A 12,717-nucleotide genomic window follows, 5' to 3' on the forward strand; every position below is an offset into this window, starting at 1 on the left:
TAAGGTAAGAGAGAAAAACGCAACTCTGCGAACTGACCTGCAAGAAGCTAACACTCCATCCGCAATGCGGCATCTCAAACGACTTTCCGATAGGGAAGCCCGTTTCCATCGTGACATTAATCATATCATTTCCAGGAAGATCGTGGCTAAAGCCAAAGACACAAGACAGGCGATAGCTCTTGAAGACCTCAAGGGTATCCGCAAGTCTGTAACGGTAAGAAGGACTCAGAGAAGCCGTCTTCATTCCTGGGCGTTCTATCAGTTGAGGAGTTTCATTGAATATAAGGCTACTATTGCTGGTATTCCTGTTATTCTCGTGAATCCAAGGGGAACTTCTCATATCTGTCCTGAATGTGGACATAACGAAAGAGCGAATAGACCAAATCGAGATACATTCAGATGTGTTCAGTGTAGTTTCTCTGACAATGCTGATCATATAGCAGCGATCAATATCGCTGCAAGAGCCGTTGAAGTCAATCAGCGGATAGTAGCATGTAATGAAGTCAAAGCCATAACAGGAATTGAGATGAAGCATAGTTACAAGCCCCCGGTTTCAACCGGGGGTAATTGACACAAAATAGAAACAATTAATACTTCTTATAATAATCTAATATATAAGAGTAATATAGTAGATTCTTCTATAACAGAATTGCGCAGGGGTTGTCATGAGTTCAATCAACCGGAAAGTATATTTTATTTTAATAAGTTTATGTATAATCATATCTTCAGCAACTGCCGTAGCTATCGACTATCCGGATGAGCGGCCTTCGATTGAATCCGGAAAAAAAATATATCTCTCCAACTGTGCTGGATGCCATGGTGAAAAAGGGGATGGATCAACCTTTTCTGGCGCTTCCAATTTCACAAACAGCGAAAAGATGATCATCTCCAATTCGTCAATATTTTATGATAAGATAACAAATGGAATTCCAGGAACTGCTATGCCATCTTTTAGTAAACTTCCAAAAAAAGACAGATGGGATGTTATAGCGTATATCTGGACCTTCTGGATCGATAAGCAATCAGCAGAAAACGGAAAAAAGATCTATGAGAAAGATTGTGCAGGATGTCACAGCATGCTGGGAGATGGATATGGTCTTCCCGAGGCTTTTGATTTTACGAATTTGAGCCAGACGGCATCAAAGCAACCATCCGTTTTCTTTGATCGTTTAACCCAGGGTATCCCCGGAACAGCTATGCGCCCATATAAGAGCGACCTGACTGAAAATGAACGCTGGGATGCCGTAAAATATCTATTCACATTCCAGTTCAGTGATTATCAGCTCACAGTACCTCAACTCACAGTACCTCAAACTACTCTGCCTCAAACCACTCCCGCGCCAACAAAACCTCAATACCCCGGGAAGGAATGGTATAATACAGCAGGCGGTGGTGCAATAATTTTAGTTTCAGTAGCACTGGCGGTTTTTATATTATATCTTTTTATAAGGGGGCTTAAAGAAAGATGAACAATAACCGGCTTATATTGATCGGGCTTCTTATACCTGCAATTCTTATGATCCCGTTTAGCATAGTCTCATTCTACACGGATTTTGCCAACAGGAATCCTGATCCTTTATCTGTAACTGTGGATTTTGGTCAAAACGCATACAATGCAGTTGAAGGAAAGAAAGCCTTCGAGCAGTACCAGTGCACGGGCTGTCATACCATAGTAGGGAACGGGGCATATTTCGCACCTGACATGACCACGGTTTATAAGAGAATAGGAGAAAATGACGCAGCACTTTCCAATTTTGTTCTTTCAGGTGCACCCGCAAAGGGTATGCCGCCAATGAGAGATCGAGGCATGAAAGAAGATGATGCTTACAGGATAACCGCTTTTTTGAAATATACAAATATGCTTGATACCAACGGCTGGCCTGGCGCTGGTTCATGGGAGAGGGACGGTAATCCGGACAGTACACCTGCACAAAATCTGGATTTTTCAGATATCTGGCAGGTAGTGGCAGGGATCGTATTTATAAATATACTGATATTTGCGATACTTTTTGCTTATGAGAATAAGAAAAATGACGAGGGGGCTTGAAACGATGAGTGAATATCCATCAAAAATAAAAACAAGGAAATACTTCATTGCCGCTATCCTGCTATTTATTGTCCAGATGCTGCTTGGTCTTGTGATGAGCGTTAATTTCCTTGCAAGAGACTCTTCAACAAATCTGCCTTTGACATTTGATATACTAAAAGCGCTTCATCTCAATTTAATGGTACTCTGGCTGCTTCTCGGATTTATTGGCGGCCTGTATTACCTGCTACCGGTTGAGACCGGGCGCGACATAAAGCATCCGCGTTTGATCGATATGCAGTTCTGGTTCCTTCTTCTTATTGGCATCGGGATCATCATTTCCGAGATTTTCTTCACAGGAAGGAACTGGTGGCTGGTAGAAGGAAGAGAATACCTGGAAGCTGGAAGGGTCTGGGATCTCCTTCTTACAGCGGGACTTTTAAGCGTTGTTTATAATGTGATCGCTACGATCCTTGAAAGCAAGAACAAATTAAGTTCACCCATTCTTGTACTTGCTGCAGGCGCAATAGGCTCGATATTAATGTATGTTCCCGGTGAAATATGGTTTGACAGTATTGTAGCTGCCGAATATTTCAGGTGGTGGGTAGTTCACTACTGGGTTGAAGCTTCATTTGAATTAATAGCAGCAGGCGTAATAGCGCTTATTCTCCTGGCAATGACGCAGGTGCGCCGTGAAATAATTGAAAAATACCTGGCAATTGAAGTCGCACTCATTCTTCTTACAGGAATAATCGGGCAGGGTCATCATTATTACTGGATCGGGACACCAGGTGTCTGGATTTTCCTTGGCGGGCTTTTCAGTGCACTCCAGCCTGTCCCTCTGTTCCTTATGGTCTGGTCGGCATATAAAGACCTGAAAGAGAACAAAAAACCTATCCTGAATAAAGTTGTGCTCTACATGATAATTGGAGCTACAATCGGGAACTTTGTTGGAGCAGGGCTGTGGGGCTTTCTCCATACTCTGCCGCAGATCAATTTCTTCACGCACGGAACCCAGATAACGTCATCACACGCGCATTTTGCCACTCCTGGCACATATCTGTTACTCGTTATTGGAATTGCGTATCTTGCAATCCCGGAAATATCCGGAAAATTGAACTTTTCACAGTACAGGGGTAAAATTGGATTCTGGCTTCTTGTTATTGGTTTTTTGAATATGATAATCGCATTGATGATCGCAGGGGTCATCCAGGTATACCAGCAAAGGGTGGAGGGTTTGGGTTTTATGAGCGTCCAGAATACTCTATTACCGTATTTTGGATGGCGATTAATCGGCGGGTTGATCGCCTTTGCAGGAGGATTGCTGATTGCGTATGACCTTATTTTGATAAGCACAATAAAAGTAAAAGTTGAACGTAATAATATAAATAAGGAGATTTAAAATGAATTCCACGACATATAAGGAACGTTTGAAAAAATGCAGCAGCCTTTTGGAAAAGAGGGTATGGACGCATTACTTCTTGCATAGCTGTCAAATTCTATTTTGAACTTTTATATTAAGCAGGCGAAAGATATAAATGCAAGCAAGTACATACTTGCATTAATGAATGAAACAGAGCAAAGAATCCTGAATGCAGCTATGAAAGTGTTCTCAGAGGATGGATTTGAGGGTGCAAGAACCAGAAAGATTGCAGAATTAGCAGGTGTTAACGAAGTGACTTTATTCCGCAAATTCCAATCAAAAGAGAATATTCTGCGGGTGGTCATGATGAAAAATAGGGATATTGTTCTTCAAGCGCTTGATACTGTATTCTTGAATGAAAACAGGGCAAACTTCCAGGTAAATCTTCACAGCCTGTGTGAAAACATCATGAAAATTATTGAAGAAAGGATTGACATGATGATTATATTGATCGCCGAGTCACGGAAAAAACCTGAGATCGCCGGGATCCTGGCTCCGGTTCCAGAAATGATACTTATGCGGCTGACCGATTATTTTGAGCAGCAACAAAAACAAGGAAAAATGCGAAATGTAAATCCCAGAGTTGCAGCTCTGGACTGCATCAGCTATTTCTTTTATTCAAATCTTTTAAGGAGAATGCTCAGGGACAATAATTCATCTGGCAGTAAAGAAGAGTTTGAAGCATTTATTGATGTTTTTTTAAATGGAATTGAATCTAAAGATAAAAATATGAATGGATAAACATGCACTTAAAAAATATAAAGGAGAATCATCATACTATGAATAATAAATCCAATATACCCCATATTAAAATACCAATCCTGTTCGCAGTCACTGTGATCCTTTTGTTAATAGCTCCTGCCAATGCAGAACTTGATGTAGTATTAAGCAAACTCTCGCCCCAACCGGTCGAACCCGGCCAGGATCTTATGCTTTCGCTCACACTTGCAAATGGAAACGCGCAGGCGAATAACGTTATTCTGGCCATAAATCCGGACCCGTCGATCATACTTAAAAATGAAAATGACCGGGTCATCAATGAAGGTACAATTATCAGTTATGGTACCGTGGCTGAAAATTATCTTCTTCATATTGACCAGCGTGCATTTTCAGGTGTTTATGAAATTGAGTTCATGGTGAGCTGGATGAGCGATAACCAGCTGCATGAAATTAATAAAACATTTAAAGTTATGGTGCAGGGAGTGCCGCAGCTTGCAATTTCCAATATTACTATCGACTCTGGATCCATAAGCCCGAAGGATATGTTCAATATTACATTTTTACTCTCAAATGCGGGGTCAGGCATTGCACGTGAAGTAGAGATCAGTGCGGAAACATCCGGCCTGCCATTCGTTCCTGCAGGAGCCGACACAAAGATCATAAAAATACTCAATCCAGACGAGTCTATCGAATTGGACTTCCGTCTCCTGGTCAAAGATAAAACCGTGATTTCGTCCTATTCGATCCCGATAAATATGGACTATAAAGATGAATCAGGGAAAAATCAGAGTTCCCGGAGTTTTGTAGGTGTGAATATACTTGGCAATGCTGAACTTTCAATCGGAAATATCAAGACAGAGCCCCAAAATCCTGTAAAAGGTGATCCTGTTACAATGACCTTGCGCATTGAAAATTCAGGAAATGGGGACGCAAGGTCAGCAAAAGTAAACCTTAACATACCATTTGAAGGAACTAAAACTGCCTTTTTAGGAAAAATAGAGCCAGATGATGATGCACCGGGCGTATTTACATTTAATGCAGCCGAGAGCGGTGATATTCCATATACTGCCACTATCGAGTTTGAAGATGATCTTGGAAAGCACACTGTTAAAGAGGTACTCTCTTTAAATGTGCTCGATACAAATAAAAGTGGAATAATAATACCGGTTATTGCGGTAATACTTGCGGCTGGAATATTTGTCTTTTACTTTTCCCGCAGGAAAAATAAGAAACAATGACCAGCAACCGATACACTAAAACAATATAGGGTGTTACATGTTAACTGATCTGAATCTATCATTATTCCTTGCATATAAGTCAATTACAAAAGGCAATAAAGGAACCCTTGTTTTGACAATCTTTATTATGTCTCTTATCTTTGTAAATTTAGTGTTTACAGCCTCCATTTTTCTTGGATTGGGAAACACGGTGAATAACCAGGTAATTAATACTCTCTATGGAAACATTGCACTTGAACCAAAGAAAGATGAAAAATATATCAGCGACATTCGTTCACTGGAACAAAAGATAAATAGCGTTCCCGGCGTAACAGGCATTTCCTCACAGTATGTAATTGGCGCCGCATTTTCCTATAAAGATAAAAGCGGGGCATGGGCTATCCGTTCAATCAATCCCGATGATGAAAAAACAGTCACCATAATACACAATTTTATGATCGATGGGGAATACCTGAGCAAGCTGGACACTGATGAGATCATCCTTGGAAAAGAGATACCTGGTGGTTATGGCGGGGATCTTGAACATCTTTCACTTGGAGGGGTTAAGATCGGCGAATCTGTCGATGTGCTATTCAATAACGGCGTTAAGCGGAGTTACAGGGTAAAAGGTGTATTTGATGTAAATTTCCAGCAGTCAAATAACCTCGCATACATAAGCCAGAATGAGATGGAATCCGTACTTGGTTTCAATGATACGGCATCACTTATCCTGATCAAGACCGCTGAAACTGGAAATGAAGAAATTTACATAAAAAAGTTACTGGAACTGGGTATTAAAGAAGAGATCAAACCATGGACAGTCTATGCTGCCATGGTAAAAAACATAACTAAAAGTTTTGATATGATCGCTTTATTGATCGCCGTGATTGGACTTTTTGTGGCAAGCGTCACCATTTTTATCATAATATATGTGAACACCATAAGCAAAAGAAGGCAGATCGGAATATTGAGAGCCATCGGGATAAAGGAGAATATTATCATTCATTCTTATATCGTCCAGGCGATGTTCTATGCGATAAGCGGGACGATCATAGGTTTATTTATAATGTTTTTAATACTGAAACCCTGGTTTATCGAACATCCACTGAAATTCCCGATCGGATATGTTTCATTATTGATAGTACCTGAAAAAGTCTCGATAAATACTATAAGCCTGATAGCTGCTGCATTGGCTGCGGGATTGATACCATCATGGATGGCAGTCCGGGAAACGATATTAGAGGCTATCTGGGGTGATTGAAATCATGGCGGATGATTTGACTTCAAATATCGGGAACGAAAATGAAATACTTCTTGGAATAAGAAACCTCACCCGGATATATACAATGGGTGAAGTGCGCGTCAGGGCTCTTAATAATGTCACATTCAACATAAAACGAGGAGAATTTGCTGCAATAATGGGAAAAAGCGGAAGTGGAAAGTCCACCTTGCTTCATCAGCTCGGATTGCTCGACACTCCTACATCAGGTGAGATCAATATTGGTGGAATTGACATTTTAAAATTATCTGAATCAGAGAAAGCAAAGTTCCGCCTTGAGAGATTCGGTTATGTATTCCAGGAATATGCTCTCCTGCCTGAGCTTACAGCTCTTGAAAATGTTTTTCTTCCGGCAATGGCGCGCGGAAGAAAAAAGGAAGATTATTTGAAAACAGGCACAAAAACGCTCGAGCAAGTCGGGCTTGGAGCGCGTTTACATCACCGTCCGCGAGAGATGTCAGGTGGTGAGCAGCAGCGTGTTGCGATCGCAAGAGCGCTTATCAATGATCCAGATATCCTGTTCGCGGACGAGCCCACAGCAAATCTGGATAGCGCCTCATCCAGACAGATACTTCAATTATTCCAGAAATTGAACCGGGAGATCGGTTTGACTGTCCTGATGGTGACACATGAACCTGAGGACAGGAAGTATGTGAGCAGGGTGATATGGCTCAAAGATGGAGAGCTCGCGGAAAAAGAAGGGATATCGGAGGCAGGAAATCTACAAATTGCAAAAGATTAATATCCTGAAAAATACAATGTATAATTGGGAAAAACGGGGTATAATTAATTCATTAAAACCCAGGATGTGAAGTTATGTTCGTTAATATTGTTCAATTCCCGCCTGTTAGAAAGGGAAAAGATGAGGAATTTACGAAATGGTTTACATGGTCAAATGCCGTGTATGAGAAATTTGACGGATTTATATCAAGGCGGCTTTTAAAACCAACCAGGGGCAAGAAAAACTATGCTGCGATCGTTGAACATGAAAGCGAAGAAACCTTTATGGCTATGCACTTAAGCGATGAGCGTCAAACTGCATGGGAAAAGGTTGAGCCATTGCTGGACGGATCGTCAACACCCGGTTTCTATGAAGTAATAATAACTTCAGAAAACAAATGACGCAGAAATGAATTACGCAACTGACTCCTCGCAGGAAAGCGATATTCGTGCATTGAAAATAGCAGTTGGAGTGTATATCCTGATTTTTGTCATGAAACTGGCAGTATATTTCATGACAGGGGTCATGGCCATTTTTGCTGAAGCGCTGCACACTCTTAGCGATATCTTTGTGTCAGGATTTCTACTTGTGGCAGTAATATATTCACGCAGGCAAGCCGATGTCGTACACATGTTCGGTTATGGCAGGGCGCAGAATGTGGCTGCTCTTGTGGCTGCAACTCTATTTATTTCATTCACCAGTTTCGAATTATACAGGGAAGCGATCCCAAAACTCTTTGCGCCTGAAGAAGTGAGCTATCAAAACCTCAACCTGGCTCTCGGGGTGCTTATCATATCGATGTTTATCGCAGGAGTTCCCCTGATAAACATGCTCAGGCAAAAAAAGCATGGAGCTGCTGCCAGGGCACAGCTCACTGAGTTATTCAATGACGAACTGGGCCTGATTGCTGCGCTTATAGGCACAGTATTCATTATTCAAGGAGAATACATCGCTGACCCGATTGCCTCTATAGTAGTTGCTACCATAATAGCTTACAACGCCATAGGGCTGTTCAGGGAGAACTTAAGCTTCTTGCTGGGACGTTCACCAGGACCCGAATTATTAAAAAATGTTGAGAATATAGCACTTTCGGTACAGGGTGTAATTGGAGTGCATGAAATACGCGCTGAGTATATCGGACCTGATATTATTCATCTGGGAATGCATATCGACGTGCTAAAAGGGACCTCTATTGAAGAGGCAGCCCGCATAGCAGAGGAGGTACGAATGCGGGTACATGAATCTATAAAGGGAGGTTATTGTTTCATTCACATGGATGCAGCAGCAGTACCATGAAAAATGAAGGCAAAAATGCCTTCACTGATTTTTCCTTTTCCTTTTTCCTGAATAATATCCCGCCGCCCCGACAATGGCAATTAAACCGCCGAAAATCCCGGTCGCAGGCAGGGTTGGAGCCGCCTTATCAACAGTTATCGGAACTGTGCGCCTGAATATTACCACGTTGTTCTTTTCATCGATTCCTCTTAATTCAACATCAAGGAGATATTTTTTGGCTGCAGCATTCTTATCGACCGTAACTCTGAGCACAGCATCGCCACTGTCATTCTTTTCAAGTTTTCCTATGAAATCTGATTTCTCATTGAATTCAAATGGCTGCGAAGCATCCTTGAAAACCCGCAGGGATACGGATTCAGCTTTCTCATTACCCGTATTTTTTACCTTGATCCTGAATTCAACTTTGGAGCCTGGCTCAAGTTTCTCCGGTGTAGTTGTTATCGATTCTACAATCAGATAAGGAGCTGGTTTGATGGGTATGAGAAGGTCAAGAGCCTTTGTACTGTAGGTGTTGTTTTCATCATTTTCATCCCTGTATGTTATCTCAAGCTGTGCTTTGTATTCCCCTTCCCTGACATTTTCATCGACATCCACATAGAAATTCGTTGTCTTGCCCGCCCCTTTTAAAATAATGCCGGGACTATCCTCATCCGAATAACTATATGTGGGCGTAAAACCTGACGGCAACAATAATTTCACTTTGACGTTCTGGGCATCACCTTTTCCGATATTATCAATATTTACGGATAATTTTGCTTCCTTGGTATCTGCAATGATCTTTTCAGGTGATGTCAAAAGCGCCCCGACTACGAAATCTGCCCTCTTTGGATCGATATAGATTGGGAATTCTTTCTTTGTCCAGCCATCTCCCGTATTCCAGTTCAGTGTAACATTATATGTTCCCTTAAGAGCATTATCCGCTATCCTGAGCTTATAATGGAGTACATAGTATAATTTGTTGTCACTTGTTCCGACAGATGTCCCGAGATCTTTATCAGGAGAATCCCCGGCTTCAAATAAGAACGGATAATCAGCATCAAGACGGAATTTCAAAGCTTCAACTGTTCCAGGAATTGTATTTGTGATCTGCCATCTCAGATCAACATCCTTTCCTGCATCCGCAGGGTCAGGATCCTGGTTCATGAAATTTGCCTGTATCCTGCTTCCCTGCGCTCCTGTCAGGGGAGCGGATGAAACAGGGCTCACTATCGCTATCATCAGCAACAACCCGAAAACTATTCCGATCAAAGTGATCTGCTTTAACATTCTATTCATTTTCGTACCTCAAATCTGTTAAATAATTTTATATGTTTTTTTAAATCAACTGTATCTAATATTATAATAATAGCTGGAACTATTGTTATGGCTGCAACCATGCTTGCCGCAACTCCATAGCTCATGATCGTTCCCATATCTCCGAGGAACGTTAATTTCCCCAGAGACATTGCCTCAAATCCGATAAGAGCGGCAAGTGTTGTGGTTAACATGGGAACTGTTACATTATTCAGGGTCACTGCCATTGCATCCTTCGGACCAAGATCAATATTCGGGTGACTTTCTTTCAAACCAGGTATATTTGCCATCTCGAACCTGTACCTGGTTACAACCTGTATCCCGAAGTCAATTCCAATGCCCATTATCATGGATAAAACTCCAGATGTCTGGGAACTCATGCCCATCCCGATAAATCCCACAAAACCCATTGCCCAGACTGTTCCGAAGATTATGGTTGATATCGGCGTGAACCCGTATTTAATGGAACGGAATAGCACAAGGATGATTATCAATATCCCTATAAGAGAATACAGTGACGTCTTTGCCATATCAGGTCCGATATTTTTTTCCATGACAACACTTTCCATTGCCACACCACCCAGAGTCGTTGTGACACCAGGAGGCTGCGGAAGTTCATTGATTATCTTATCAAGCTCGATTTCGAGTGACTTGAGATCAACATCATCTGTAGTTTGTATCCTCACAAGAGCAATAGTATAATCCTTGCTGATATAATTGTCAAGCAGACCGTTCTTACCTGCAAGTTCCTGGACTTCCCTCTCTGACTGCGGGAGTTTTCCCTGATTGATACTCTTAAGTACAGTGGCCGCACTTGTTACTTCAATAACATTGTCAGTATGGATGGCAAGCTCTGTTAACTGGTTCAAATAGGGCAATACCCTGTGGTCCCGGACATCACGCACTTCATCAGAACCGATATTGGAAGGATCTATCTCTACGGCAAACAACGCAAAATTTGTGCTTCCGAATTCATTTTCAATGCTTTTCAGTGTGGATATTGAATCCACATCCTTTGGAAGCATTGAATTCATATCTGATTTTTTTGTTTCGATCGTGCCAATCATCTGTATAGCATATGCTGTTACAAGAAGCATGATCACAAGCACAGTGAAGGGATGTCTTGTAATAAGCTCCGAATATTTTTCCAGGGGTTTGATCATATTATATTTACCTCACCCTCTGAGCATGCAATTCTTTCTTTATTGCAAGTTTCTCAAGCTTCCTGTGTGTACTCCAATATTCATAATCCTCTTCCAGGAGAATGAAAACAGGATTGACAAAGAGAGCGGCAAGAAGACAATATGCTATACCCAGGGCAAGTGTCTGGCCAAGATGCTGGATCATGGGAACGCTTGCAAATGAAAGAACTCCAAAGCCTACGATGGTTGTCAGCCCTGAGCCTATAACGGCAGTGCCGATTGCATAAACTGTGGTCTTCATGGAGTCAAGCTGGTTTATGTTCTTGGCTCTTTCTTCTTTATACCTGCTCAATACGAATACGCCATATTCGACTCCCAGCCCCAGGATCATGGAGGATAGACCCACAGTTGCAACGGAAAGCGGTATTCCTAGCCAGCCGAGAGTTCCCATCGTCCATATCAATCCAAGGGAAAGGGGAGCAAATACCAGCAATCCATGAGTATATGAGCGCTGCATTACAAAGAGCAAAAGCAGGATTATGGTAGCCGAAACAGCGAGTGTTAAAACAGCATCCCTTTTTAGCAGGTCAAAAATGGTCATACGGATTATGGGCGCCCCGGTTATCCCTATTTTTACGCCAGTGGGTGTTGGTGTGTTCTTGATATGCTCCTTTAGAAGCTCATCAAAATTCTGTATCTGCTCTTCCCCGGTGCCTATATCAGCGCCAACGAACATGAGCGCCATCTTATAGTTCTTACTGAAGAATCCATCGGCCATTGGATTGCTGCGAAGGGTTTTTGTTATATTTTCAGGTGTTACTCCATTTTGCCCCCTGAAAAAACTTGCAGGCGAACTGACGCTTGTTACGCTTGTTTCTCCCCTCAGGTCTTCATCCAGAAGAATCATGGCCTGTATTACCCGCGGGTCACGTATATCCCTTACCGAAGTTTTTGAATCTACTGTATCATCGATCTCCACGGCGATGACCACAGAATCCTGACCCCCGAATTTATCAGTAATCCGGTCATTAAGTTTAAAGATCGGAAGTTCTTTTGGCATTTCTTTCCTGAAGTCCGAATTTATGGTCAGGTCCTTAAGGCCTATACCCAGGAATATTGTTATAAGAATCACTGCTATAGCCAGTATTTTTGTGTGCTTTTTCTGTATTTGCGCAAGTCTTGTTAAATTGGTTTCAAGGAAATCAGCCATTAAGTCTCCTGGATTTCATGCTTATTTGCATATGCAAGTATTTAAAATATTGTGCTTTAAACAACTTTGAAGTTGTTTAAATTGAAAACATTTAAATACCAATATGTAAAATAATCCCCTGTGATCGAGAAACTAAAAAAACTCGGACTTACAGGCTATGAATCACAGGCTTATATTGCTCTTCTAAAACTCGGAGATGCTGAGGCTGATGAGATTGCGCTGAATGCAAAAATACCAATGGGACGCATCTATAGTGTACTTTCAAGCCTCGAAGAAGTCCATCTTGTCCGGGCACAGGATACAAGACCGCGCCGATATGCATGTGTTGACCCTGCAGCTGCGCTAACACATCTTTGCTCTACAAAACAGGAGGAATTAAAGCAGGCTTCG

The 12,717-nt window shown here is 41.8% G+C and carries 14 protein-coding genes; 11 read left to right on the plus strand and 3 right to left on the minus strand.

The features are described from left to right. From CL181_RS04705 to CL181_RS04750, 10 genes are all read left to right on the plus strand, one after another. On the plus strand, positions 1-571 hold a 571-nt coding region (locus CL181_RS04705; protein ID WP_141398794.1), incomplete at its 5' end, for an RNA-guided endonuclease TnpB family protein. Positions 572-665: 94 nt separating this feature from the next. Then, positions 666-1,469, plus strand: a complete 804-nt coding sequence (locus CL181_RS04710) for a cytochrome c (RefSeq protein ID WP_097298091.1) — start codon at positions 666-668, stop codon at positions 1,467-1,469. Continuing rightward, the gene (locus CL181_RS04715; protein ID WP_097298092.1) at positions 1,466-2,047 is read left to right on the plus strand and encodes a cytochrome c; all 582 of its coding nucleotides are present in this window, start codon (positions 1,466-1,468) and stop codon (positions 2,045-2,047) included. Before CL181_RS04710 ends, CL181_RS04715 begins: the two co-directional genes overlap by 4 nt. Next, a complete protein-coding gene (locus CL181_RS04720) occupies positions 2,016-3,428 on the plus strand; it encodes a cbb3-type cytochrome c oxidase subunit I (RefSeq protein WP_097298093.1) in 1,413 nt (470 codons plus the stop codon). Before CL181_RS04715 ends, CL181_RS04720 begins: the two co-directional genes overlap by 32 nt. 162 nt (positions 3,429-3,590) lie before the next feature. Further along, complete coding sequence (locus CL181_RS04725; protein WP_141398795.1) at positions 3,591-4,190, plus strand: TetR/AcrR family transcriptional regulator; 600 nt, start codon at positions 3,591-3,593, stop codon at positions 4,188-4,190. A 38-nt stretch (positions 4,191-4,228) separates the two neighbouring features. Then, complete coding sequence (locus CL181_RS04730; protein ID WP_176505062.1) at positions 4,229-5,407, plus strand: COG1361 S-layer family protein; 1,179 nt, start codon at positions 4,229-4,231, stop codon at positions 5,405-5,407. Between the two features lie 37 nt (positions 5,408-5,444). Then, positions 5,445-6,647, plus strand: a complete 1,203-nt coding sequence (locus CL181_RS04735; protein ID WP_097298096.1) for an ABC transporter permease — start codon at positions 5,445-5,447, stop codon at positions 6,645-6,647. Between the two features lie 4 nt (positions 6,648-6,651). Further along, the gene (locus CL181_RS04740; RefSeq protein ID WP_097298097.1) at positions 6,652-7,407 is read left to right on the plus strand and encodes an ABC transporter ATP-binding protein; all 756 of its coding nucleotides are present in this window, start codon (positions 6,652-6,654) and stop codon (positions 7,405-7,407) included. 74 nt (positions 7,408-7,481) lie between these two features. Next, positions 7,482-7,787: an antibiotic biosynthesis monooxygenase gene (locus CL181_RS04745; RefSeq protein ID WP_097298098.1), complete on the plus strand. Its 306-nt coding sequence runs from the start codon at positions 7,482-7,484 to the stop codon at positions 7,785-7,787. Positions 7,788-7,794: 7 nt separating this feature from the next. Then, positions 7,795-8,682, plus strand: coding sequence for a cation diffusion facilitator family transporter (locus CL181_RS04750; protein WP_097298099.1), 888 nt, complete (start codon positions 7,795-7,797; stop codon positions 8,680-8,682). Positions 8,683-8,703: 21 nt separating this feature from the next. On the opposite strand, the gene CL181_RS04755 is transcribed toward CL181_RS04750, so the two are convergent. From CL181_RS04755 to CL181_RS04765, 3 genes are read right to left on the minus strand one after another with little or no spacing between them, the layout of a single operon-like run. Beyond that, positions 8,704-9,957 carry a COG1361 S-layer family protein gene (locus CL181_RS04755; protein ID WP_097298100.1) on the minus strand — a complete coding sequence of 418 codons (1,254 nt, stop codon included), beginning with the start codon at positions 9,955-9,957 and terminating at the stop codon, positions 8,704-8,706. Further along, positions 9,954-11,138: an MMPL family transporter gene (locus CL181_RS04760; protein ID WP_097298101.1), complete on the minus strand. Its 1,185-nt coding sequence runs from the start codon at positions 11,136-11,138 to the stop codon at positions 9,954-9,956. Before CL181_RS04760 ends, CL181_RS04755 begins: the two co-directional genes overlap by 4 nt. A gap of 7 nt (positions 11,139-11,145) precedes the next feature. Then, entirely contained in the window at positions 11,146-12,327 is a 1,182-nt protein-coding gene (locus CL181_RS04765) for an RND family transporter (protein WP_097298102.1), read from the minus strand. A gap of 120 nt (positions 12,328-12,447) precedes the next feature. Here CL181_RS04765 and CL181_RS04770 point away from each other — a divergent pair. Next, a partial coding sequence (locus CL181_RS04770) for a TrmB family transcriptional regulator (protein WP_141398796.1) occupies positions 12,448-12,717 on the plus strand: 270 nt, incomplete at its 3' end.

Source organism: Candidatus Methanoperedens sp. BLZ2, assembly GCF_002487355.1.
GTDB lineage: Archaea > Halobacteriota > Methanosarcinia > Methanosarcinales > Methanoperedenaceae > Methanoperedens.

Excerpts from the sequence above, each read along its gene's own strand:
- CL181_RS04740 (WP_097298097.1), top strand. The coding sequence starts at position 6,652 with ATGGCGGATGATTTGACTTCAAATATCGGGAACGAAAATGAAATACTT.
- CL181_RS04750 (WP_097298099.1), top strand. The coding sequence starts at position 7,795 with ATGAATTACGCAACTGACTCCTCGCAGGAAAGCGATATTCGTGCATTG.
- CL181_RS04725 (WP_141398795.1), top strand. The coding sequence starts at position 3,591 with ATGAATGAAACAGAGCAAAGAATCCTGAATGCAGCTATGAAAGTGTTC.
- CL181_RS04730 (WP_176505062.1), top strand. The coding sequence starts at position 4,229 with ATGAATAATAAATCCAATATACCCCATATTAAAATACCAATCCTGTTC.
- CL181_RS04710 (WP_097298091.1), top strand. The coding sequence starts at position 666 with ATGAGTTCAATCAACCGGAAAGTATATTTTATTTTAATAAGTTTATGT.
- CL181_RS04715 (WP_097298092.1), top strand. The coding sequence starts at position 1,466 with ATGAACAATAACCGGCTTATATTGATCGGGCTTCTTATACCTGCAATT.
- CL181_RS04765 (WP_097298102.1), bottom strand. The coding sequence starts at position 12,327 with ATGGCTGATTTCCTTGAAACCAATTTAACAAGACTTGCGCAAATACAG.
- CL181_RS04735 (WP_097298096.1), top strand. The coding sequence starts at position 5,445 with ATGTTAACTGATCTGAATCTATCATTATTCCTTGCATATAAGTCAATT.
- CL181_RS04720 (WP_097298093.1), top strand. The coding sequence starts at position 2,016 with ATGAGAATAAGAAAAATGACGAGGGGGCTTGAAACGATGAGTGAATAT.
- CL181_RS04755 (WP_097298100.1), bottom strand. The coding sequence starts at position 9,957 with ATGAATAGAATGTTAAAGCAGATCACTTTGATCGGAATAGTTTTCGGG.
- CL181_RS04745 (WP_097298098.1), top strand. The coding sequence starts at position 7,482 with ATGTTCGTTAATATTGTTCAATTCCCGCCTGTTAGAAAGGGAAAAGAT.
- CL181_RS04760 (WP_097298101.1), bottom strand. The coding sequence starts at position 11,138 with ATGATCAAACCCCTGGAAAAATATTCGGAGCTTATTACAAGACATCCC.